Consider the following 22,488-nt stretch of genomic DNA (forward strand, 5'->3'; position numbering starts at 1 on the left):
GATGTTTCACGCCTACCCCACAGACACCTGGCTCGAGGCTCCGAAGCAAAGCTTCCCGTCCTCCCTTTCGGCTGACGACTTCAAAGCATTGTTCCGTGGCCACCCAGGAGGTGTCGCCGTCATCACGGCGGATGCCGGCGAGGGACCGGTGGCACTGACTGTATCGTCGGTGGTCTCAGTAAGTGCGGAACCTCCGTTGCTGATTTTCTCGGTCTCGGCACTGTCCTCAGCGTCGAAGGTGCTTTCGCGAGCGGAAACCGTCGTCGTTCACCTGCTGGACGCCCACGACGTCGACTTGGCGAAGTTTGGAGCGACGCCAGGCGCCGACCGCTTTGACCAGACGCACCGCTGGTCGGCCCTTCCGACCGGCGAAGCGGTGTATGACGATGTCCGCGCCTGGGTGCGCTGCGCAGTCATCAATCGCATGGAGGTGGGGACCTCCACGATCATCGCCGTCCACGCTTTGGAGTCACACGTGATGCGTGACGTCCAAGCCGGCGAGCCCGGCGATGCTCTGGTCTACCACAACCGTTCATGGCACCGTCTGGGCGAGCATTCGAGGCTCGAAGGCTGAGCGGCACAGCATCAACGTGAGGCGGAATCCCGAACAGGCTTCGCCAACAAACGTTTGCACAAAAGGAGGCCGACGGCGGCACAAAGTGTCGTCGTCGGCCTCCTTTCAAAGCCGCGTAGTGCCATCAAGCACAGACGCCGCGTTTAGGCTGCCTTGCAAAGCGTGACGTAGCTGCCACCGACTGGGTCTTTGTGGACGCCGAGAACTGTGACGTAACTGCCACGGGAAACGTTTCGGTTGCCGGGGGCGGTGACGTAGGCACCTTCACTATGCGTCCGGGAAAGGGCAGTCGGCAGGGTTACGTAGCTGCCGCCGATCAATGCGGTTTTGGACACGGTGACTGCCGCAGCTGCGTCGGAGGCGGGTGCGGGCGTTGCGGGACGTTCAGTCAGTAAACTCATGGGTTCTCCTTGGGGTTCAGGATCATGGCCAGTCCGGGATTCCAGTACCGCTCAAGCGGAAGGGTGTTTGCGGTTGTGGCGCGCCCTGCCGGCCCGGGAATGTTCACCGGTGCGGTACTCAAGGGCGGCTCTGGCCTATACCCAGCTTACCTCCTTATTTTGAGTTGATCAAAATAAAGAGGGAGAGTCACCTACCAGCGCGGCAGGACGGGCACGGGACCTTCGGCCTCGATGAAACCGGCATCACCGCGGGCCAACCACTTCAGAAGGCCTTCCCGGTCCGATTCAATCCGCAGCGCACCGTCGCCAACCACCCATTCGTCGCGTTCCTCAGTAAGCAGGGTCATCCCCGGCGCGCCCTTGGCACGCATCGTCCGCACCACGGCCCCAATGGCGTTCAACAGCGAATCCGGGTCGGCTTCCTCGATGGTCCAGGCAGTATCCAGGTCGTGGTGGTGCACCACCACCTCGGAGACCCGCTAGGACGGCATTGGTGAGGAAGTAGTTTATGACTACGTCCTGGCCAAGCAGGGGCAAAAGAAGTAGCACGCACGAAGCATATTGGGCGAAAGGCGGTCCGGAGCTGATGCTGCGGACCGCCTTCGGCTTTTCCGGCCAGCGGGCTCCCGCGGATGGAGCGACGCTTTCCTATGGAGCAGCTGACGACGATGTGCGACTCGTCGACAAAGGAGCCGTGCCAGGGGCCGGGCCGGTGGTTGCCTACTTCGGGATTGCGATCCCAAGCCTGGCCATACGACGGTAGATGGTGGCCCTGCTGATGCCCAGTTCTGCTGCCGCACCGCTTACTGTTACCCCCGGCGTCGAAAGGCAGCGAATGATTTCGTCGCGTTCCACCACCTCGATCCGACTGAGATGGCGGCTGCTCCCGCCCAGAAGATTAGCAGGGAGGTGGCTCACGTCAATGGTCTCTGTCTGGACAGCGGCGGCGTGAATAACGCTGAAAAGCTCATCAATGTTCTCTGGCCAGCTATGGGCCATCAGTGCTTTTTCTGCCGCGCCGGTGAAGTTGATTTCCCGCAGGCGGGTTTGGCGGGCGGCGTAGCTGGCCAGGTGCAGGACATCCTCGCCGCGATCCCGCAGGGCAGGAACAGGAATCACCGTATCGACCATGCCCGCCAGGGGTTGCGGGATACCGTCATGACTTGCAGCTGTGACACCCCATGCGAGTGTTGGTGTGCTCCCGCCCTGGGAGAGTGGAAGCGACCGAACCGCCCGGAGGGCTTGCGCGTGGAGTTCCTGCGCCGCCCAAGCCGGCAGCAAATCTACGTTTTCGACGATCACAGCGGTAGCGGGTTTGGCCAGTTCCGGCGCCCATAAGGACAGCCACGCTTCGACGTCGGCAGGAGCAGGGACGGCCGCTGAGATGATACGGCTCCCGGGTTGAACATGCCGCAGCGCCTGCGCCAGGAGAGTTGCGCGCCCGGCACCCTGCTCCCCTACGGCGGCAACAACCCGTCCTGCCGCCAAGGCACCACTGGCCTGGTCGAGGGCGTTTGCCCAGGCCGACGAGATTTTCCGCACTGTGCCCGCTGCCGGCTCGAGCTTGCCTCTCTGGATGCGGAAGACGCCGCCCTTCGGTCCGGTTTTTCCTTTGCGGCCCTGTGATCTTGAAAGCATCAGGGCTGAGGTGTTGCCCGCAGCTGATTCCGCCAAAGCCAGCAGCAACTGCGGGGATGAGCGGGACCATGTTGTGATGTTCACACTGCCTTCCAGCAAGCCGGTGACGGGGTCGAAGACAGGTACAGCCGCGCAGGTGTACGTCCGAAGACTGGCGCTGTAATGCTCTTCCGCGCGTACGAGGGTCGGGATGCGGTCCGCGAGTGCCAATCCCATGCCATTGGTCCCGGCATCCCTTTCGGAGAAGGCGAAGCCTGGTGCCAGATGCACCTTGTCCAGCGCCCTCAAGAGGGAAGTATCTCCGCTGAAGCGGTTGAGGAGCAGGCCGTTGGCATCGGTGAGCATCAGGCTTAGGGGTTCGTTTGCCAGCGTGCCGTAGAGGCTGGTGAGCACTTCCTGGCCGCATTGGAAAAACAGCGAGTCGGACCCTGCAGGGCCAGCCCACGTCGGATCTACTGCCTCGGCGGAAACCCCGTATTCCTCGCTCCGTTGCCAGGAAGCAAGGAGGCGTTTGGCGGGAGTGGCGAGCTGGTTCACGTCATCGTGCGCGAAGCCGGCAGTCCCCTCGTCCTTGTTCGGCATCATCGCCGACCTCCTCGTCTCCATGTTTCGAGGTTACTTGGTCTCACCAGACCAATCAGAAAAGGATCGTCTCAAAATGAGACACACACCACATGTTGACGCCTGTTCCATCAGCCTACTCTCGATCTTGTCGCGACTACGGCAGTCGCCAGAAGGAGACCGGACATGTACAGCAAAGACGGCGAAAACTACTTTATTGTCGACGCCCACATCGCATTGTGGGACGCTCGCCCGGAGAACCAGCGGAACATCCCTGGTAAGCAGTTCATCGACTGCTTCTACGACTACCACCGCAACCTCTCTCCCGACGCGGAACAGTGGAGCTATGAGGAGTTCCTTTACCAAGGCGGTCAGCGCCTCATGAAGGATCTGTTTGAGGACGGCTACGTCGACCACGCGATCTTTCAGCCGGCCTACCTTGGCGCCTTCTACAAGAACGGCTTCGCGCAGGTCGAGGAGGCGTACGGCTTGGCCGCTGCGAATCCGGACAAGCTCACGTACAACCACTGTTATGACCCCCGGGATGGTGAGGCGGGCCTAGACCGGCTGCGCGCCGATCACGAGAAGATGGGCTTCAAAGGCGTGAAGCTGTACACCGCCGAGTGGCACGGCGAATCGCGTGGGTACAAACTCTCGGACCCGTGGTCCTACAGGTATTTCGAGGAGTGCCGCAAACTCGGCATCAAGAACATCCATATCCACAAAGGACCTACCGTACGCCCGCTCGACCGTGACGCCTTCGACGTCGCCGACGTCGACCATGCAGCCTCAGACTTCACAGACCTGAACTTTGTGGTCGAGCACGTCGGCCTGCCCCGACTGGAAGACTTCTGCTGGATCGCCACTCAGGAGCCCAATGTTCATGGCGGCCTGGCCGTCGCGATGCCTTTCATGCACACGCGGCCGCGGTACTTTGCCCAGATCATCGGAGAGCTCATCTATTGGATCGGAGAGGATCGGATCCAATTCTCCAGTGACTACGCCATTTGGACGCCCCGCTGGCTGATTGAGCGGTTCGTTGACTTCCAGATTCCGGAAGACATGACCGAATATGCCCCGCTCACCACAGCCCAAAAGAAGAAGATTCTGGGACTCAACGCCGCAAAGATGTATGACATCCCGGTGCCCGCTGAGCTGCAGCTCCCCGCTGCAGATGAGACGAAGACAGGACCCCGGCAGCCCGAACGCGCAGATCTGGCAGGCGTCCGGTGACGGCGCTGCACGTCGGTCCAGCAGTTGCATCCCGCTGGGATGTCACGGAGGAGGACATCCGCCATGCCTTGGGCGCGGTGCTCGACCCGGAACTGGATGAACCGATCACCGATCTCGGCTTTGTTCGCTCCCTCAACGTCACAACCGTCGCCGGTGGCGCCAGGGTGGAAATTCACCTGCGCCTGCCCACCTCCTTCTGCTCGCCCAATTTCGCCTACCTCATGGCGTCCGACAGCAAGGATGTGATCTCTGCGCTGCCGGCGGTGACGCAGGTGGTGGTGGAGCTCGATGACCACCACGACTCCGATCTCATCAACGCCGGGCTCGCCGCGGACGCAGGCTATAGGGGCACGTTCCTGCATGAAGCCGAGGACAGCCTGGACGAGCTGCGGCAATTGTTCCAGCGCAAGGCCCACACCGCCGCGATGGAACGATGCCTCACTGATCTGTTGCGCACCAACGCCGGCATCGAGGAGACGATGATGGGAACCATTCGTCTCTGGGATCTTCCACCTGGACGGAATAAGGAAGCGTTGCTGCGCCGACGAGAGGCACTTGGATTGCCGGACGGTTCGGAGTCGATTGTCCTGGTTGACCACGAAGGGCAGCTTTATCCACCGGATGCGGTGCCGATGGCACTGCGTCGTGCACGCTCGACACGCATTTCCATTGACGGAAACGCACATTTCTGCCGGGGTCTGCTGCGGACACGCTATGCGGGATCCGGCGCGGACCAGACACCACGAACCGAGGGCGCGGAAGCGGCGGACCACCACGAACTACTTCCACTGACAGTCAAGGAGATTCACCCATGAGCACCATGCGGGCCGTACAGGTCGTCGGCTACCACGAAGGCCTCAAAATGGCAGAAGTGCCACTTCCCCAGGTGACCGGACCGTTTGACGTCGTCGTCAGAATCGGCGGAGCCGGGGTATGCCGCACGGACCTGCACATTCTGGAGGGCCAGTGGGCGGAAAAATCCCAGGTCCACTTGCCTTACACCATCGGCCACGAGAACGCCGGCTGGGTACACGCAATCGGTGGCGCCGTTACCAATGTGAAAGAAGGCGACAAAGTCATCCTGCACCCCCTCATCACGTGCGGCCTATGCCGTGCCTGCCGTTCCGGGGACGACGTGCACTGCGAGCAGAGCAAGTTCCCCGGTATCGACACCAGCGGCGGATACGCCGAATACCTGCTGACATCCGCCCGCTCCGTCGTCAAAATCGACGACTCTCTCGAGCCTGCCGATGTCGCAGCCCTGGCCGATGCCGGCCTCACCGCCTATCACGCTGCCGCCAAGGCTGCCAAGCGCCTGACCGCAAGGGATACGGCCGTTGTCATCGGCGCCGGAGGGCTGGGCCACATAGGTATCCAAGTCCTGACTGCCCTAACACCGGCCCGCATCATCGTCGTCGACCGTAACCCGGCTGCCCTGGACCTGGCCAAGAAGATCGGAGCACATGAGGGCGTCCTGGCCGACGGGTCACAGGTCGAGCAGGTCCTTGCCCTCACCGGGGGTCATGGAGCGGAGGCACTTATCGACTTCGTTGGCGAAGGCGGCGCCACCGCCCAAGGCCTCGCCATGCTGCGTCAGGCAGGGGATTACTACGTTGTGGGCTACGGCGAGAACATCGATGTCCCTACCATCGACATCGTCTCAGCCGAGATCAACATCATCGGCAACCTCGTCGGCTCCTACAACGACCTTCAGGACCTGATGGCCCTGGCGGCTCGAGGTGCCGTCACCCTCCATACCCAGAAATACGCCCTCGATGACTTCCAACTAGCGATCAGCGACCTCGACGCAGGGAAAGTCCGTGGCCGGGCGATCCTTGTGCCCTGACAAGCAAACTCTGAAACAAGCAAACCCTGAAACAAGCAAACCCTGGGGGCTCGCATCAACGTAAAGAGAGAATCGACATGAAACCATACATTGGCGTGGGTATCGCCGTCGGTGCACTAGCCGGGCTCTGGACGCAGGTAAGCACAGAACTTGGCCTCATCACCTGGGTGGCGTTCGTCGCGTGGGCATGCTTTTTCGCCGCAGGAGGAAACAGGACAGGATTCTCCAGAGGGCTTGCAGCCAACCTGTCCGGCGTCATCTACGGGTGGCTGGTGGCGCTTCTGACCACCTGGGTGCAATTCCCCGGCGTGCTCGCCGTTGCCGTGGCCCTTGCCGCACTCGCCATGTGCCTGCAGGCAGGGTGGGCGCCGCTCTCCTTCATCCCGGGAGCGTTCGCCGGGACCGCCGTGTTCTTCGGAACACAGTTGTCTTTGTGGCCCACCGTCATTGCCCTCATCATCGGCGCCGGACTGGGCTGGGCCTCGGCGTTCCTGGGCGACCGCATACAAGCCCTTATCAACAAGGCCCCCGCTGCGCCTACGACCGCTGGGCAGAAACGTCCGGTCGAAACAGCCTGACCAATCACCCGCAACGTCGGACCTTGTCCTTCCGAACGGGCCTATCAAGAGGGAAACAGAGTTGATCTTCATCACCGCAAAATTTGCCATCCTGCCTTCCCACGCCGATGCGTGGCCCGAAATCTCCAAGGACTTCACCACCGCAACGAACGCCGAGGAGGGCTGCCTGTTCTTCGAATGGGCCCGCTCCGTCGAAGATCCGAGCACCTACATCCTGGTCGAGGCTTTCCGCGACGATGAGTCCGGCGCAGCCCACGTGCAGTCGGACCACTTCAGGAAGGCCTGCGAGGAGCTTCCCCGATATCTTTCTGCGACGCCGGACATAGTCAACGTCAAGGTAGAAGGTTGGTCGAAGCTGGGGGAACTCGCAGTCAGCTAAGCGAATAGCCCCGAGAGCTTTACCGCTGTGATGGACCGTCATCCGGGGAAGCCCCCCTCAGGGGCTCCCCCGGATGACCAGAGCAGTTCAGCACCGTGCCCCAACGCGTACTTGTAGAGGAGACCACCATGAGGGTCGAAGATTTTCAGATTAAAGCCACACGTCCCGGCGCTGCCGGTCTGGGGGATGCAGGGTCCACGACGGCAGTTTTGGAGAGTATTGCCCGGCGGGTGCGCTGGACCGCCACCGCAATTGTGGATGCTGCCAACCGCGGGCGCACCAATACCAGCGGCATCAAGGTCGGCGGTCACCAGTCCTCCAGCGCCTCCATGGTTGAAATCATGACCTCCCTCTGGTTCTCCGAGCTGACCGAGGCGGACCGCGTGTCAGTCAAGCCCCATGCCTCTCCTGTCCTGCATGCCATCAGTTACCTCCTTGGTGACCTGGACGAAAGCAAACTCAGCACGCTTCGGCAAAAGGGCGGCCTGCAGAGTTACCCCAGCCGGTCAAAGGACCCGGACACCGTGGACTTTTCCACCGGCAGTGTGGGGATCGGAGCCACGGCCACCATCTGGGCGGCCATGTCACACCGCTTCGTGAGCGACAGGTACGCCGCATCACGGAAATCGGGTCGCTTCATCGGACTTCTGGGCGACGCCGAACTGGACGAGGGTGCTATTTGGGAAGCTGTCGCCGACCCCTCCGTTGGGCAGCTTGGCGAACTGCTCTGGATCGTTGATTTGAACCGGCAGTCCTTGGACCGGGTGGTACCGGACTCGCAGATCATGCGCCTGCAAGGCATGTTTGAAGCCGCAGGCTGGCAGGTCCTCACCCGGAAATGGGGAACCCGGATTCAGGAACTCTTCGCCCGCCCGGGAGGTGCGGATCTACGCCGCCGGCTCGAGACCATGCCGAACGAGGAATACCAGCGCATGCTCCGCTCAGCCGATTCTGAGATCTTCGACCGCTTGCGCTCCAGCAGTTCGACCCCCGCCATGGAAACCCTTCTCGGTTCGCTCACCGCCACAGAACAGGCCGCCGCGGTACGAGATCTCGCCGGACATGACATCGGACTGCTGCTTGACACTTACAAGCAAGTCGACCCTACCCGGCCCACCGTTATCTTTGCCTACACCATCAAGGGCCGCGGCCTAGCCACGGAAGGACATCCAAACAACCACTCGGCGCTCCTGTCCAAGGATCAAATGGAAGCCCTGGCCAAGACCTCCGGGATGGACCTTGGCGATCCATGGCAACAATTCCAGCCGGACACCGTCGAAGAACAAGCCTGCGCCCGTACGTCCCTCCGGCTCCGGCGCCGGCAACCCGATCCGGCTCCGACCCTCCCAATCCCCGATTCTTTGCCATGGAGCTACGGTGACAGAATTTCCACCCAAGCCGCGCTGGGACGGTTCCTGTCCGACCTGAAGCGGGCAGCGCCTGAGGTGGCCCACCGTGTCGTTACCTGCAGTCCCGACGTCGCCTCCTCCACCAATCTTGGTGGCTGGATCAACAAAACCGGGGTCTGGTCCGTTGGCGAACGCCAGGACTGGTTCGCGGACGACGTTGAACGGGTCCTCCGCTGGATTGAGAACTTCCAAGGCCAACACATCGAACTCGGCATCGCCGAAACCAATCTCGTGGGCTTGGTCTCCGAACTCGGAACGACCTGGAGCCGTTGGGGCCAACCGCTGATCCCGATCGCCACCATCTACGACCCGTTCGTGGCCCGCGCCCTCGAACCTTGGTCGTTTGGGATGTACGCTGGCGGGCAGTCCATCCTGATTGGAACGCCCTCGGGTGTGACCCTGGCCCCGGAAGGCGGAGCCCATCAGTCTCTCACCACTCCCTCCATCGGGCTGGAACAGCCGGAATGTACAGCTTGGGAGCCAGCCTTCGCGCAGGATCTGGAATGGTGCATGCTCGAAGCCATGAGCCGGATCGGCATTCCCGGAGGACGCTCGGCCTACTTTCGGCTCACGACCCGTCCACTGGATCAAGCCCTGGCTGCCATACCGACGGACGCGGTACTGCTGGAGCGACGCCGTAGGCATGCGGTAGCCGGCGGTTACCGGCTAAGTGGCCATGACCCGGCCGAGGACACTGTGACCCTGGTCGGAGTGGGAGCAATGATGCCCGAAGTCATCGCCTCGGCCGCGCGGCTGAAGACATTTGGCGTCAATGCCGGCGTCGTTTGCCTCACCAGCCCTGACCTGGTCTTCGAATCCCTCCAGAACCGCAACTCCCTGAACCAAGGATCCAACGCGATCGGTTTCGACATCGTTGACGCACTCTTTCCGCGTCACGCCCCAGCGCCGCTCGTCACGGTCCAGGACGGACACCCACATACCTTGTCCTTCCTGGCCGGGGCACGCGGGGACCGCACAGTCTCCCTGGGAGTAAGGGAGTTCGGGCAGTCCTCAGATCTGCAGGACGCCTACAGCATCCACGGAATCGACGAGGCATCCATCGTGAACGCTGCGCTGAACCTGATTCGCTAAGAACCGCGTGTTGCTGGCCGGCACCGATGACGCACCGCCGCTAGACCGTAGTAGGACCGGCCGCTCAGGGGCGCCCCCCAAACCGGGCCGGCCCAGGCGGACCGCATCTTCCGTTTCTCTTGACTTTCCTCCGCACCGTCGTCACTCTTGCAGACAGCAGGAGGGGGCGTCCGTCCGTTCCTGGTCCAGTGGAGGATACTGATGGTCCGTGCCAGGTCGCTGATTCGGTCCGCGGCCTCCGACGACCGTGTTACCCGCGTTGAATTATTCTTCGACCTGGTCTTTGTCTTCGCACTATCGCAGCTATCACATCATTTGCTGGAACATCTCTCATGGGTGGGTGCCGGAGAGACGTTCGTGCTTCTTCTCGCGGTCTACAAAGTGTGGGTTTACACGACCTGGTCGGCGACATTGCTGGACACTTCGCGGCTTGAGGTGCAGTGGATGCTGCTGACCGTCATGCTCGTCACGCTGTTCATGAACGCATCCATCAGCTCAGCGTTTGGTGCCTTCGGCTGGCTCTTTGCTGTCAGCTATCTGTTGGTCCAACTGGGCCGCGGCGCGTGGATGCTGAGCGTCGGACTCGACAGGACTACCCACAACCATTTTGTGCGCACCCTGATCTGGGGGTGCATGAGCATGCCGTTCTGGATTGCCGGCGTCCTCTTCGGTACGGAACTTCGCCTGATGTCCTGGGGTATCGCTGCCACGATCGATCTGGGCGGACACATGCTGGCCCACCGTCTGCCGGGCCGGAAAACCGAAGGAAGCCGGGTCCCGCTGCCGGGAGAGAGGATCTTTGAACGGTTCGGATTGTTCTACCTGATCGCGCTCGGCGAGACGATCCTCTCCACGGGTTTGGCCATTGCAGGCAACCTTGAGGACCCGCTGATATTCCTGACCGGAACCATCAGCCTGGCAGGAAGCGTCGCGATCTGGTGGTGCTACTTCCATGGCCTCGAACAGGACATTCTGGAGAAGCTTGCTTCTGTCGATGATCAGTTCCGACCCGGCATTTTGGCGGGAAACACCCTGGTCGCGTTACTGGCTGGCCTGATTCTGGTGGCGGTCGGGGATCAGCTCGTGATCACCGACCCGGCAGCCCACTCCAATCTGCCGACGGTCCTGCTCCTGTTCGGCGGGCCGGCTCTCTTCCTTGCTGGCCGGGGCCTTTTTATTCGACAAGTACTCGGCACCCGCCGACCATCCGATCTTGTCGGCATTGGAGCCTTGGTAGTGCTGGCAGGTTTGAGCTTTCTGCTTCCCGTCTTCCTTGCCGCTTTCGCGGCTGTTCTCCCCCTCATAGGCGTTGCAGTTTCCGACTCCGTGAACCGCCGGCGTCGACGGCAACAGGGAGCCTACTGACGCTGGTGGACACCAGCGAGAGCGGAGCGAACGCCAACCCGGGCCTCAAGGTCCTTCATCGCGGCGGATATTGTCGGCTGCGCTACATAGAGAAGATCGGCGGCCACGGAGATCGATCCCTCAGCAGCAACTTCGATGAAGTAACAGTGAGTGATACGACTGCCTCCTCGGATCAAGCCAGACTCAACCCACCGCTGTTGGGACAGCCCCGAAGCCTCCGATTGTCAGTGGTGCAGTTGCATGCGTTGAAGGACCGTGGCGGAAATTTCTTCCACGGACATGGAGGCGGAGTTCACGTAGGGGATGTTGTTGGCCCGGTACATGTCCTCCGCGTTGCGAAGTTCAAAGGTGCATTGGTTCAGCGAAGCGTAGTTGCTGCCCGGCCGGCGTTCCTGGCGGATTTGGCTCAGCCGGACGGGCTGGGACGTAAGGCCAAAGCATTTGTCCGCGAACGGCAGCAAGGGTTTCGGCAGCGCCATGACATCAAAGTCCTCTTCGACCAACGGGAAGTTCGCTGCCAGGATGCCGTGCTGCAGGGCAAGGTACATCGTGGTGGGCGTCTTTCCGCAGCGGGAGGGCGCGATCAGAATCAGTTCGGCGCGTTCGAGCGCACGGAGCGACTGGCCGTCGTCGTGTTCAATGGCATATTCGACGGCGGCCATACGGGACTGGTACCGGACGGCGTCGCCCACGCCGTGTGCCTGGCCCGGTTTTCCGTTGGCGACCGCACCAAGTGTTTGTTCGAGCTTCCCGATGTGGGATCCGAACAAGTCGAAAAACTGACCACGGCTTTCCGACAGCACGGCACGAATGTCCTGTCCCACGGCAGTGGAGAAAATGATCGGCACAGGACCGGAGGCTGCCACCTTGTCGATAACCGCTACCACCTCGCGGGCTTGCTCAATGGTGGTGATGAAAGGGATGGTCCGCCGTTCAAGCCGCTGGCCGGGAAACTGGGTCAACAAGGTGTTGCCCAGCGTTTCAGCAGTGATACCGGTGCTGTCAGAGAGAAAGAACACCGTAGGGGCGGACGCTGCGCCCGCCCCCACGGTTTGGTTGTCTGCCACTTAGACCGCGGTGCTGGTGGTCTTAGCCAGGCGCAACCAGGTCTCGGTGACTGCGTCCGGGTTCAGCGAGATGGAGCTGATGCCCCGGGCAAGGAGCCACTCCGCGAAGTCCGGGTGGTCACTGGGGCCCTGGCCGCAGATTCCGACGTACCGGCCCTTGGCGCGACAAGCACTGATGGCCATCTCCAGCAGCTTGGTCACTGCCGGGTTCCGCTCATCGAAGCCTTCAGCCACAAGCGCAGAATCCCGGTCCAGGCCCAAAGTGAGCTGGGTGAGGTCGTTGGAACCGATGGAGAACCCATCGAAGTACTCCAGGAACTCGTCCGCAAGGAGCGCGTTGGCAGGCAGCTCGCACATCATCACGATCTCCAGTCCGTCCTCGCCGCGCCGCAGTCCGTTGGCGGCGAGGAGGTCGATCACGCCACTGGCCTCGTCCAATGTCCGCACGAACGGGACCATGAGCTTGATGTTGCTCAAGCCCATCTCGTTGCGAACGTACTTCAGCGCCTCGCATTCGAGTTCGAAAGCCTGCCGGAACGCCGCTGAGAGGTACCGCGACGCACCCCGGTACCCGATCATCGGGTTCTCTTCCTCGGGTTCGAACGCAGGACCGCCGACCAGATTGGCGTACTCGTTGGACTTGAAGTCCGAGAGCCTGATGATCACAGGTTCAGGGGCAAACGCGGCCGCGATGGTCGCGATGCCTTCAGCCAGGCGGCGGACATAGTAGTCGCGGGGACCGTCATAGGCCGCCGTCTTTTCCTGGATCAGCCGGACGGTGTAGTCATCCAGGCTCGCCGGGCGCTCGATCTCACCGGCGACGGCCAGCAAGGCGTTGGGGTGGACACCGATCTGCCGGTTGATGATGAACTCAAGGCGGGCCAAACCAACACCGTGGTTGGGGAGCTTGGCGAAACTGAACGCCTGCTCCGGGGTCCCGACGTTCATCATGATCTTCACCGGGGCCTCGGGCATAGTCTCCAAGCTGGTTTCCTGGAGCGTGTACTCCAGCAGCCCTTCGTAGACCAGCCCGGCTTCGCCTTCGGCGCAGGAGACTGTCACGGGAGTGCCGTCCTTGAGGATCTGGGACGCGTAGCCGGTTCCGACGACGGCGGGAATCCCCAGTTCGCGGGCGATGATCGCAGCGTGGCAGGTCCGGCCGCCGCGGTCCGTGACAATCGCGGCGGCCTTCTTCATGATCGGTTCCCAGTCCGGGTCCGTCATGTTCGCCACCAGGACATCACCTTCCTGGAAGGAGGCCATCTGCTCAATGGAGGACAGCACCCGCACCTGCCCGGCGCCGATCCTCTGACCGATCGCGCGGCCTTCGACCAATACCGTTGAACGCTCAGCGAGCGTGTAGCGGGACGTGACGCCCGCTGCTTTACGGGACTCCACGGTTTCGGGCCGCGCCTGCAGGATGTAGAGCTCCCCGTCCACCCCGTCCTTACCCCACTCGATATCCATGGGACGGCCGTAGTGCTGCTCGATCGCTACGGCGTGGCGTGCAAGCTGCTCGACTTCAGCATCCGTAAGGCTGAAACGGCTCCTGGAATCCTGGGGCACGGGAGTGAAGTCAATGGTCCTGCCAACTTCGTCCGAATCCGTGTACACCATCTGCACGGCCTTCTCCCCCAGCCCGCGCTTGAGAACTGCCGGCCTGCCAGCCGCCAATGCCGGCTTGTAAACATAGAACTCGTCAGGGTTCACGGCCCCCTGGACCACGGCCTCGCCGAGGCCGTAAGAGGAGGTGATGAAGACCGCATCCTGAAAACCGGTCTCTGTGTCCATCGTGAACATCACGCCGGAAGCGCCGACGTCGGAACGCACCATCCGCTGCACACCGGCCGAAAGTGCCACTTCCGAATGCGTGAAGCCGTGATGAACGCGGTAAGCAATCGCGCGGTCGTTGTACAGGGATGCGAAAACGTCCTTGATAGCCAGCAGGATGTTTTCCATCCCGCGGATGTTCAGGAACGTCTCTTGCTGGCCGGCAAAGGAAGCGTCAGGAAGGTCTTCGGCTGTTGCGCTGGAACGCACCGCCCATGACACATCCCCGCCATGCTCCTCGGTCAGGCGCTGGTAGGCCGCGCGGATTTCCTCTTCGAAACCGGCAGGGAACGGCGTTTGACGGATCAGGTCCCGGATCTGCCCGCCGACCTTGGCCAAAGCGGCCACGTCGCCGCTGTCCAAGCCCTCCAGGATGCCTTCGATCCGCGCATCAAGCCCCGACTCCGCCAGGAAACGCCGGTAAGCGTCCGCCGTCGTCGCGAAACCGTCCGGAACCTTCACCCCAGCCGAGGCAAGATTCCGAACCATTTCCCCGAGTGATGCATTTTTGCCGCCAACCTGGTCAAGGTCGGTCAAGCCAAGCTCAGAAAACCAAAGAACGTTAGTCATAAATTGTGTCCTCCATTGGGCACGCTCTGACAAGCGCTGAAAAAACTAGGTCTTGCAAGGATCAGGGTCCTTGCGGCTGGAAGCAAATGAAAGTGACCCATGCAACAGCCTCAACAGGTAACGGAAAGTCACTGGACTGGCTTTTCAGACCGGACTTATGGCAGACATCCCACCCAGCTGTCATAGGGAGCCCCGCCGCCGAAAAAGCCTGAAGCGCCGGTATCGAAGGCGTACGCGTTTGAGATAAGTGAGATCCTCGCGGGCATTCATTCACTTCACATCGCCTGGAACCATCCGCCGGTCCAAGACCATGCGCCAAAGGACTGGCCCCTGTTGGCAAAGCGAGCGAAGGCAACCAGACAGCCATGGGCCGACGAACTCGCGTCTCACGTCGAGATCTTTCTCACCATCACCAACTTCGTCAACAGGTGCGGACGTCCGGGTCCTGTCGTGCTGACCCACAGGGACAGGTGGAACATCCTCAGGTGTCTCGCCGGTGTCGAGGCGACCACTGGCCCTGAACTCGCCCTGTCGCATGAGTCCGTGAGCAACGGGATCCATGTGCTCCCTATCCTGTTCGAGAGGCTTCCCGAACTCGAGGCGCTGCTTCTCCCGGACTGACATCCTTTCACTGCCCGGTCGGGCGGCGAAGGCCCGGCTCGCGGCTGCGCTCGCAGGAGGTAGTCGTAGGGCGCAGTCATACGAGTGGCATCGACAATTGACTTGATGGGTTCGATGCGGGCCAAGAAAGCGTCGTAATCGGTTTCAGAGTCGAAGCGGACGTCAATGAATACTCGGTCCGTCCTAGCTGGGACCGCCACGGGCAAACCCCGCCAGGACGGCGTCACCCAGGCCCTGCCGTAGACTCCGTGACGGCCTCCCGTGTGCATTGGCCGATTCTTGAAGATACTCAAGCCAGTCGCCGTAGCCGGTGATGTCCGTGCCGGTCGCTGAGGCGACGGCGTCGCACGCGAATCCGACCGCCATCGTGCCGTCGTCGAGTTCGACACGTCCGAGCAGCATGGGTTCCGGCAAGGCTGCCAGGAACCGTCCCAATCCAGCCGCGGAAACGTACCAGCGCTCCCCTGCCAGCGCGGCCCCATCCGTCGAGCGATACATTCCGGGCTTGGGCGGATTCGTATCAAGGGCGACCATTCGGTATCGGGGTGCTGTCCGCACGGGCCCGTCCCAAACGGCGCCGAGTTCCTCCAGTTGTGGTGCCAGTGGCTGGCCCCGGCGGTGTGCCCCAATCACCACCAACGGAACAGCCTCTGCACCCGCAGTCACCGGCCAAGGAAGGGACGACGACGGCCTGCCGCCTTCCGCGCCTGCCTCCGGGGCGGCTCCGGAAACAAATAGCGGCGGCGGTGCGGGCGTCGCTTCGAGGCGGCGGGCAAGGCTGGCCACGACGGCGTCGTCGAAAGTCCTGCCTACCAAGGTCAGCCCGAACTGGGCACCGTCCACCTCCCCTGCCGGGACGGCCACGGCGCACAGATCGAACAGGTTGCAGAAGTTGGTGTAGGTGCCCATCAGCGAATTCACGCCGACGGGATCAGCGGCTACTTCAGCAATTGTTGGGTGGAAGGCTGTGGTGGGAATCAGCAACGCATCGAAGCCGTCGAGGGCCGCCATGGCCTCCCGTTTCAGCGCTTCCAGCCGGGCAGTGTCTGCAACATACCGATGCGCCGGCACGTTGCCGGCAGCCCCGATGATGGACGCAACAGTGGGATCGATGTTCCCGGAAGCCTCTGTTCCGGCGTCGAGCGTTTCCAGGAAGCTGCCCACCGCGGCGTAGCGTTCGGCGACCAGGCCGCCGTCGTACAGCAACCGGGCTGCCTCGAGGAAGGCGTCGAATCCGATGGGTTCGGTGTCCACACCGGAAGCCTGCAGCCGGTCCACGTGGCGGGCGAACTCGGTCGCCCAGGCTTCCGGGAGGGCCGGAAGGGCCGCCGGGTAAGCCACCCGGGGTCTCTGCGGCGCGGCGAGCCGGATGTCCGCCGGCCAAGCCCGCGAGTTTCCGGCCATGATGCCCATGGCCAGTTCGGCGGTGGCCAGGTGCCGGGCGAAGATGGTGACGGCGTCCCAGGACCGGCAGGCAGGCACAACACCGACGGTAGAGACGACATCCAGCGTCGGTTTGATACCCACAATGCCCTGCAGGCCTGCGGGGACTCGGCCGGAGCCTGCAGTGTCTGTTCCGATCGCTATGTCCACCAGTCCGAGGGCAACGGCAACAGCGGAACCGGAACTGGAACCACCGGAGATGTACTCCGGGCGCCGTGAGTCCCGAACTGCACCGTAGGGGCTGCGGGTCCCCACCAGGCCGGTGGCGAACTGGTCCAGGTTGGTTGTCCCGAGCACGAGTGCGCCGGCTGCCCGGAGACGGGCAACCGCTTCCGCGTCCTCCGTCGGCGTATAGGCAAAGCCAGGGCACCCCGCCGTAGTTGGGATTCCAGCGACATCAACGTTGTTCTTCACCGCCAGCAGGAGACCGGCCAAAGGCAGGTCCGCGCCCCCGGCAACTGCGGCGTCAACGCTCGCCGCCTCGGCCAACAGCTCCTGCGGTGTCCGTAGCGTGATCCAGATTTCGGGGCGGTCCACCGTGTCGATCGATGCAAGTGCAGCATGCACACGGGTGGTAGCACTGCCGTTCATCACCGTGTTCATACTGCTGCTTCTTCCAGTTCGGGTGCTTGCCGATCGTCGCCGTCGGGCTCCAGCTCCATCCCACCGAGCACCACAACCGCTTCCCCGGCTACCACTTGGGATCCGGCCTTCGGGAGGACACGGAGCACCACGCCATCGCAGGGGGCTTCAAGGATGGTTTCCATCTTCATGGCCTCCAATGACACCAGTGGCTGGCCCTTCGCTACCCGTTCGCCTTCCGCAACGTCCACTTTCCACACACTGGCAGCGAAGGGCGCCGAAACCAGGGAACCGCCTTCGGGGACTACTGCCTCCTCTGCAGCGGGGGCCTCAACGCCGACCAACGCTTCCGCACGGTCGAACTCGCCGGCATCGGCCCATGCCTGCCGTTCCACTGCGAACGCTGCGCCCTGCTTCTGGCGGAATGCCTCAATGGACTCGTGGTTCTCAGCCAGGAAGGCCTCGTGCTCGGCCAGGGAGAAGGTGCCATCTTCGATTTCCACGCCGCGGCCGCGGCCGGCTGCCATGTCGGCCCGGAGGTCCAGGAGTTCCTCGGGACTGACCGGGTACCAGGAAATGCGGTCGAAGAAGCGAAGCAGCCATGGCGACTCAGGCTCAAAGGGCGCAGAGTCCGCGTACCGGGACCACACTTGGGTGGTGCGGCCAACGAACTGGTAGCCGCCGGGTCCCTCCATGCCGTAGATGCACATGTACGCCCCGCCGATTCCCACCGCGTTCTCCGGGGTCCAGGTGCGGGCCGGGTTGTACTTGGTAGTCACCAGCCGGTGCCGCGGATCCAAGGGGGTGGCCACTGGCGCGCCGAGGTACACATCCCCCAGCCCGAGGACCAGATAGTCGGCGTCGAAAACCGTATCAAAGACATCATCGACGGAGTCGAGGCCGTTGATCCTGCGGATGAACTCGATGTTCCATGGGCACCACGGTGCGTCATCCCGAACACCGGCCATGTACCGTTCGATGGCCTCGCGAGTAGCCGGATCGTCCCAGGAGAGCGGAAGCCGGACCGTCCGGCTCGGGACCACCAGTTCGGAGCTTGCCGGGAGCACGGATTCGACCTCCCGAACCACATCGAGCAGCCGCTTCGTGGACAGGACAGAGGGGTCAACCTTGATCTGCAGCGACCGGATCCCGGGGGTCAGGTCAACGATCCCGGGAACCCGAAGCCGTTCAAGATGCTGGTGCAGCGCGTGGACCCGGGCACGGAGCCCAAGGTCCAGTACCATCTCACCGTATTCCACCAGCAGGTTGTCGTCGCCGGAACGACGGTAAGTCACGGCAGGCCTGCCGTCGGCCTCCGGCACCCTGCCCAGTACGCCGTCGTCGCCGTCGCCGCGGGGAGGACGGCTGGTAGTTCCCGTCAACGACGACCACGCAGCATCCCCCGGCAGCACCAGCTGGCGGCCGGGGCCAAGGTCCTTGGCAGAGGGGGCTTGGGTGACTGTGACCGGGACAAACCTGACTTTGTCCCCTGGCCGAAGCTGGCCGAGCTTCCATCGGTCTGCGGTGACTACGGTGACCGGGCAAACGAAGCCGCCAAGGCTGGGGCCGTCAGGCCCGAGCAGGATGGGGGTGTCCCCGGTGAAGTCCAGGGCGCCCACTGAGTAGGCGGTGTCGTGAATGTTGGAGGGGTGCAGCCCCGCCTCGCCGCCGTCGGTCCGGGCCCAACGCGGCTTGGGTCCGATGAGCCTGACGCCGGTGCGGGCCGAATTGAAGTGCACCTCGTAGTCCGTGGCGTACAGCTCCTCGATGTCCTCGCGCTGGAAGAACTCGGGGGCACCGTGCGGCCCCTCGACGACCGTCAGTTCCCACGTGGAGGTGAGCGCGGGACGGCTGTCCAGCGGAACAACCGCCGTCGGTACATGCCCGACGGCGGAGATCACCGTACGGAGCACGTCACCGGCACGCAGGACGCGCCCGGCGTGGCCACCGAACTGGCCCAGTGTGAAGGTGGAGGCACTGCCCAGGTATTCGGGCACGTCCAGCCCGCCTTGGAACAGGATGTAGCCTCGCAGGCCCCTGCCGTTCGCCGTGCCGACGTCGAGTGTTCCGCCTGCCGGCACAGTGACCGGTGTCCAGGCGGGTACGTCGAGCCCGTCAACAGTGACCGCAACCTCGGCCCCGGTGACACAGACGGTGGTGGCATGGGTGAAGGTGAGGCTTGGTCCTGTCATGGTGAACTCAAGGCCGGGCGCGCCCTCGGCGTTTCCAAGTGCGGTATTCCCCAGGCGGAAGGAGAGATCATCCATCGGTCCGCTCGGCGGCACTCCGATCTGCCAAAGCCCGGTCCTTCCGGGCCAGTCCTGGACACTCGTCTGCAGCCCGGGGCTGTTAACGGTAATGCGTGGTTCAGGGTCCCCCACGTTGTCCAGGGTGCTGGTGGAGTGACGGACCCTGCGGACCTCATCCAGGTCGGCGGCGGCACGGAGCATACCCAGGTTGGTCTCGATGCCGTCGATCCTCGTGCTGCGAAGCGCCAGGGCCAGCTGGTCGAAGGCGGCCGTCCGGTCCGTGCCGGAAGTGATGATTTTTCCGAGCAGCGGATCGTAGTTGGTGGAAACCTCGGTTCCGGTCCCCGCCCATGCATCAACCCGTGCTGCTTCCGCGCCCGGGTAGGTGGCGTTCGTGATGATTCCGGCGCTCGGCTGGAAGCCCCGGGCCGGGTCCTCGGCGTACACACGCGCTTCAACGGCGTGGCCGGTCACGGGCATGGCGTCCGGGACGTCGGCGAGGACGGCGTCGGCTTGCGCGCCGCCTTGGGCGAGGCGCAGCATCCACTCCACCAGGTCGACGCCGGTCACAGCTTCGGTGACCGGGTGCTCGACTTGGAGCCTGGCATTGACTTCCAGGAAGGACGCTTCCTGGCGCGTGGAGTCGTAGACGAACTCGACGGTGCCGGCGGAACGGTAGGAAAGGGAAGCGCAGAGGGCACGGGAGGTGCGGTGGAGTTCTTCACGCAGCTCATCCGGAAGGTCGGGCGCAGGGGCTTCCTCAAGGACCTTCTGGTGCCGTCGCTGGAGGGAGCAGTCCCTGTCGCCAAGGCTGACGACGCGCCCCTTGCCGTCGCCAAAGACCTGGACCTCGATGTGCCGGGCGTTTTCCACATACCGTTCGGCGAAGACGCCGGCGGTCCCGAAGCTTGCGTCCGCGAGGCGGGCAACACGGGGAAAACTCTCCGCGAGTTCTGCTTCGGAACGGCACACGGTCATGCCTATGCCGCCACCACCACCGGTGGCCTTGAGCATCAGCGGGAACCCGATCTCCTGGCCTGCCGCGACGGCGGCATCTACATTCTCCAGCAGCCCCGACCCGGCGATCATGGGCACCCCGGCCGACCGGGCGGCGTCGCGCGCGGTATGTTTGGTGCCGAAAATGCGCAGCTGCGCGGCCGTGGGGCCGACGAAGACAAGCCCGGTCGCCTCCACGGCTTCGGCGAAGCCTGCGTCCTCCGACAGGAATCCGTAGCCGGGGTGGATCGCACCGGCGCCGGTGGACCTGGCCGCTTCAAGGATCGCGTCGACGCGCAGGTAGGAGTCTTTGGCGGGTGCCGGCCCCAGGAGGACGGCTTCGTCGGCAAGCAGGACGTGCTTGGCGCCCCGGTCTGCTTCCGAGAAGACCGCTACTGTCCGAAGTCCCAGCTTCCTGGCGGATTCGATGATCCGGCAAGCGATTTCGCCGCGGTTGGCGATCAGGAGGGTGTCAAAGGTGTTCATCGTGCTGCCTCCGGTCGGGTGACAATCATGCGGACGGGCGTGGGGTTGAATCCGTTGCAGGGGTTGTTGATCTGGGGGCAGTTGGAGACAAGAACCAACGTGTCCATCTCGGCGCGCAGGGCAATCCTCTTGCCGGGGGCGGACAGCCCGTCAACTATGCCAAGGGCGCCATCGGGGTCTACCGGGACGTTCATGAACCAGTTGATGTTGGACACCAGGTCTCGTTTTCCCAGGCCCCAGCGCGAGCCCTCGATGAGGAAGTTCTCCACGCAGGCGTGCTGTTCGCGGGTGTGCTGGCCGTAGCGGAGGGTGTTGGATTCCTGCGAACAGGCCCCGCCGATGGTGTCGTGGACGCCAACTTCATCCGCCACCACGGTCATGAGTGGCGCGCCCGTGTCCGCCCTGAGGACCGAACCAGTGGTCAGGACAATCGATTCCTGGGCCGCGATGGTAACGGCTGCCGAGTAGCGGACCGTGGTGTCTCCGGCTGCGTAGAGGAGGCAGTCCACCGCCTGGTTGCCTTCCAGGTCCACAATGGTCAGCACGTCCCCGGCGGCCACGACTGCCGACCAAGGGCCACGCGCCTGAACGAACTCGTCCAGAATCACAGGGCCGACGGCAAGGGCGGTTTCGGAGGCTCCAGGAAAGCTCTGGGTGGTGATTGCTGTGGTCATCGGGCGTTCCTTGCGGTGAGGTCGTGTTCGGTGTTGCGGAGAGCCTGCAGGTGCTCCGGGGCGAGCGGGCCGAGCAGGGTGCCGGCTTCCAGGGCGACGAGATCCTGTGGCGCCTGCCAGGCAGTGATGTCCACGGCCGTGCCGCTGAACGCGTCCCGCGGATCCAGCGGATGGGCGGTGTTGGCGAGGACCAGAACGGCGTCCATGTGGAGGAGCAGTTCGACGGCGGCACGTGGCCCCGAGCTTCCGATGAACGTGATGGTGCCGCTGGGGTCCACCTTGATGCCCTTGAAGAAGGAGATTGACTGGGCAACATCCCGGACACCCAAGCCGTTCTTGAGTGCGCCCAGGGTGAGCAGTTCACGTGCGGCCGGCGAGGCACTGTGGGGACTTCCGGCTCCGTACTTCGCAGTGTTGCCGGCCAGCGTGGTGGCACCAGTGAGCGCATCATGGCGTGTGGAAGTGTCCGAGACGATCGTGGCCATCAGGCGGCCAGCATCAGAGAGCAGCGGATGCCCGGCAGCGGGATAGGCCTGCCAAGGGACTTTCACGGTGTCGGCAACGTTGAGGCGTTCATGCAGTGCACCACTGCGGTAGAGGAGTGTGTGTACACATGCGTCCCCGCCAACGTCGGTGAGCTTGACCCTGGTTCCCCGTGCCAGGGCCATGGTGGTGTACCGGCCAAAAGCGAGCGATTCCGCCCAAGTGGGGACCACGCCGTCGGGCGCTGCGTCCAGGAGCTGGGCGGGAGCGGATGCGGCAGGTACGTGGCGCATTGTCTTGGCAGTCCTGCCGTGCTGTTCCCTGGCGTGGGCGCGTGCGCCTGCCGTGGTGGCTGTGCCTGCGGGGCGATCGGTTACTTGTGTCATGTCAATCCTGTGCTGGTTTCTTAAG

At 63.2% G+C, this 22,488-nt stretch carries 18 protein-coding genes and 1 pseudogene; 9 read left to right on the top strand and 10 right to left on the bottom strand.

What is annotated here, in order from left to right:
• Nucleotide 1: 1 nt before the first annotated feature.
• Nucleotides 2-574, top strand: a complete 573-nt coding sequence (locus ABHM97_RS18975; protein WP_349471847.1) for a flavin reductase family protein — start codon at nucleotides 2-4, stop codon at nucleotides 572-574.
• Between the two features lie 143 nt (nucleotides 575-717).
• Here the strand turns inward: ABHM97_RS18975 and ABHM97_RS18980 are convergent, their stop codons facing one another.
• The 3 genes from ABHM97_RS18980 to ABHM97_RS18990 form a co-directional block, all read right to left on the bottom strand.
• On the bottom strand, nucleotides 718-975 hold the full coding sequence (locus ABHM97_RS18980; RefSeq protein ID WP_349471848.1) for a hypothetical protein: 258 nt from the start codon (nucleotides 973-975) through the stop codon (nucleotides 718-720).
• A 191-nt stretch (nucleotides 976-1,166) separates the two neighbouring features.
• Nucleotides 1,167-1,436, bottom strand: coding sequence for a DinB family protein (locus ABHM97_RS18985; protein WP_349471849.1), 270 nt, complete (start codon nucleotides 1,434-1,436; stop codon nucleotides 1,167-1,169).
• A 259-nt stretch (nucleotides 1,437-1,695) separates the two neighbouring features.
• Nucleotides 1,696-3,198, bottom strand: coding sequence for an AAA-type ATPase lid domain-containing protein (locus ABHM97_RS18990; RefSeq protein ID WP_349471850.1), 1,503 nt, complete (start codon nucleotides 3,196-3,198; stop codon nucleotides 1,696-1,698).
• A 162-nt stretch (nucleotides 3,199-3,360) separates the two neighbouring features.
• Here ABHM97_RS18990 and ABHM97_RS18995 point away from each other — a divergent pair, with 162 nt between their 5' ends.
• The 7 genes from ABHM97_RS18995 (at nucleotide 3,361) to ABHM97_RS19025 (ending at nucleotide 11,076) form a co-directional block, all read left to right on the top strand.
• The gene (locus tag ABHM97_RS18995; protein ID WP_235521929.1) at nucleotides 3,361-4,407 is read left to right on the top strand and encodes an amidohydrolase family protein; all 1,047 of its coding nucleotides are present in this window, start codon (nucleotides 3,361-3,363) and stop codon (nucleotides 4,405-4,407) included.
• Complete coding sequence (locus ABHM97_RS19000; RefSeq protein WP_349471851.1) at nucleotides 4,404-5,222, top strand: iron-sulfur cluster assembly protein; 819 nt, start codon at nucleotides 4,404-4,406, stop codon at nucleotides 5,220-5,222. Before ABHM97_RS18995 ends, ABHM97_RS19000 begins: the two co-directional genes overlap by 4 nt.
• A complete protein-coding gene (locus ABHM97_RS19005) occupies nucleotides 5,219-6,253 on the top strand; it encodes an NAD(P)-dependent alcohol dehydrogenase (protein ID WP_349471852.1) in 1,035 nt (344 codons plus the stop codon). The genes ABHM97_RS19000 and ABHM97_RS19005 overlap by 4 nt, the downstream gene beginning before the upstream one ends.
• Nucleotides 6,254-6,330: 77 nt before the next feature.
• The gene (locus ABHM97_RS19010) at nucleotides 6,331-6,831 is read left to right on the top strand and encodes a DUF1097 domain-containing protein (protein ID WP_235521926.1); all 501 of its coding nucleotides are present in this window, start codon (nucleotides 6,331-6,333) and stop codon (nucleotides 6,829-6,831) included.
• 61 nt (nucleotides 6,832-6,892) lie between these two features.
• Entirely contained in the window at nucleotides 6,893-7,210 is a 318-nt protein-coding gene (locus tag ABHM97_RS19015; protein ID WP_349471853.1) for a putative quinol monooxygenase, read from the top strand.
• Nucleotides 7,211-7,338: 128 nt separating this feature from the next.
• Entirely contained in the window at nucleotides 7,339-9,711 is a 2,373-nt protein-coding gene (locus tag ABHM97_RS19020) for a thiamine pyrophosphate-binding protein (protein WP_235521924.1), read from the top strand.
• A 201-nt stretch (nucleotides 9,712-9,912) separates the two neighbouring features.
• The gene (locus tag ABHM97_RS19025; RefSeq protein ID WP_349471854.1) at nucleotides 9,913-11,076 is read left to right on the top strand and encodes a low temperature requirement protein A; all 1,164 of its coding nucleotides are present in this window, start codon (nucleotides 9,913-9,915) and stop codon (nucleotides 11,074-11,076) included.
• A gap of 32 nt (nucleotides 11,077-11,108) precedes the next feature.
• Here ABHM97_RS19025 and ABHM97_RS19030 read toward each other — a convergent pair.
• From ABHM97_RS19030 to ppsA, 3 genes and pseudogenes are all read right to left on the bottom strand, one after another.
• Nucleotides 11,109-11,252: pseudogene (locus tag ABHM97_RS19030) on the bottom strand (helix-turn-helix domain-containing protein); the annotation flags it as partial.
• 48 nt (nucleotides 11,253-11,300) lie between these two features.
• Nucleotides 11,301-12,143, bottom strand: a complete 843-nt coding sequence (locus ABHM97_RS19035) for a pyruvate, water dikinase regulatory protein (RefSeq protein ID WP_257368261.1) — start codon at nucleotides 12,141-12,143, stop codon at nucleotides 11,301-11,303.
• The gene (gene ppsA / locus ABHM97_RS19040) at nucleotides 12,144-14,543 is read right to left on the bottom strand and encodes a phosphoenolpyruvate synthase (RefSeq protein ID WP_349471855.1); all 2,400 of its coding nucleotides are present in this window, start codon (nucleotides 14,541-14,543) and stop codon (nucleotides 12,144-12,146) included.
• 333 nt (nucleotides 14,544-14,876) lie between these two features.
• Between ppsA and ABHM97_RS19045 the strand changes: the two genes are divergently transcribed.
• Entirely contained in the window at nucleotides 14,877-15,164 is a 288-nt protein-coding gene (locus ABHM97_RS19045; RefSeq protein ID WP_349471856.1) for a hypothetical protein, read from the top strand.
• Nucleotides 15,165-15,347: 183 nt separating this feature from the next.
• Here the strand turns inward: ABHM97_RS19045 and atzF are convergent, their stop codons facing one another.
• Genes atzF through ABHM97_RS19065 form a run of 4 tightly spaced genes read right to left on the bottom strand, consistent with a single transcriptional unit; the run spans nucleotide 15,348 to nucleotide 22,463 of the window.
• Complete coding sequence (gene atzF, locus ABHM97_RS19050) at nucleotides 15,348-17,210, bottom strand: allophanate hydrolase (protein WP_349471857.1); 1,863 nt, start codon at nucleotides 17,208-17,210, stop codon at nucleotides 15,348-15,350.
• A complete protein-coding gene (gene uca, locus ABHM97_RS19055; protein WP_349471858.1) occupies nucleotides 17,207-20,920 on the bottom strand; it encodes an urea carboxylase in 3,714 nt (1,237 codons plus the stop codon). The genes atzF and uca overlap by 4 nt, the downstream gene beginning before the upstream one ends.
• On the bottom strand, nucleotides 20,917-21,594 hold the full coding sequence (locus ABHM97_RS19060; RefSeq protein WP_349471859.1) for an urea amidolyase associated protein UAAP2: 678 nt from the start codon (nucleotides 21,592-21,594) through the stop codon (nucleotides 20,917-20,919). Before ABHM97_RS19060 ends, uca begins: the two co-directional genes overlap by 4 nt.
• Nucleotides 21,591-22,463 carry an urea amidolyase associated protein UAAP1 gene (locus ABHM97_RS19065; protein WP_349471860.1) on the bottom strand — a complete coding sequence of 291 codons (873 nt, stop codon included), beginning with the start codon at nucleotides 22,461-22,463 and terminating at the stop codon, nucleotides 21,591-21,593. The genes ABHM97_RS19060 and ABHM97_RS19065 overlap by 4 nt, the downstream gene beginning before the upstream one ends.
• Nucleotides 22,464-22,488: the final 25 nt, after the last annotated feature.

It is taken from the genome of Paenarthrobacter sp. CAP02 (assembly GCF_040137855.1).
Lineage (GTDB): Bacteria > Actinomycetota > Actinomycetes > Actinomycetales > Micrococcaceae > Arthrobacter.

Coding starts and splice junctions, on each gene's coding strand:
- ABHM97_RS18975 (WP_349471847.1), top strand. CDS start 2: ATGTTTCACGCCTACCCCACAGACACCTGGCTCGAGGCTCCGAAGCAA.
- ABHM97_RS18980 (WP_349471848.1), bottom strand. CDS start 975: ATGAGTTTACTGACTGAACGTCCCGCAACGCCCGCACCCGCCTCCGAC.
- ABHM97_RS18990 (WP_349471850.1), bottom strand. CDS start 3,198: ATGATGCCGAACAAGGACGAGGGGACTGCCGGCTTCGCGCACGATGAC.
- ABHM97_RS18995 (WP_235521929.1), top strand. CDS start 3,361: ATGTACAGCAAAGACGGCGAAAACTACTTTATTGTCGACGCCCACATC.
- ABHM97_RS19005 (WP_349471852.1), top strand. CDS start 5,219: ATGAGCACCATGCGGGCCGTACAGGTCGTCGGCTACCACGAAGGCCTC.
- ABHM97_RS19010 (WP_235521926.1), top strand. CDS start 6,331: ATGAAACCATACATTGGCGTGGGTATCGCCGTCGGTGCACTAGCCGGG.
- ABHM97_RS19020 (WP_235521924.1), top strand. CDS start 7,339: ATGAGGGTCGAAGATTTTCAGATTAAAGCCACACGTCCCGGCGCTGCC.
- ABHM97_RS19025 (WP_349471854.1), top strand. CDS start 9,913: ATGGTCCGTGCCAGGTCGCTGATTCGGTCCGCGGCCTCCGACGACCGT.
- ppsA (WP_349471855.1), bottom strand. CDS start 14,543: ATGACTAACGTTCTTTGGTTTTCTGAGCTTGGCTTGACCGACCTTGAC.
- atzF (WP_349471857.1), bottom strand. CDS start 17,210: ATGAACACGGTGATGAACGGCAGTGCTACCACCCGTGTGCATGCTGCA.
- uca (WP_349471858.1), bottom strand. CDS start 20,920: ATGAACACCTTTGACACCCTCCTGATCGCCAACCGCGGCGAAATCGCT.
- ABHM97_RS19060 (WP_349471859.1), bottom strand. CDS start 21,594: ATGACCACAGCAATCACCACCCAGAGCTTTCCTGGAGCCTCCGAAACC.
- ABHM97_RS19065 (WP_349471860.1), bottom strand. CDS start 22,463: ATGACACAAGTAACCGATCGCCCCGCAGGCACAGCCACCACGGCAGGC.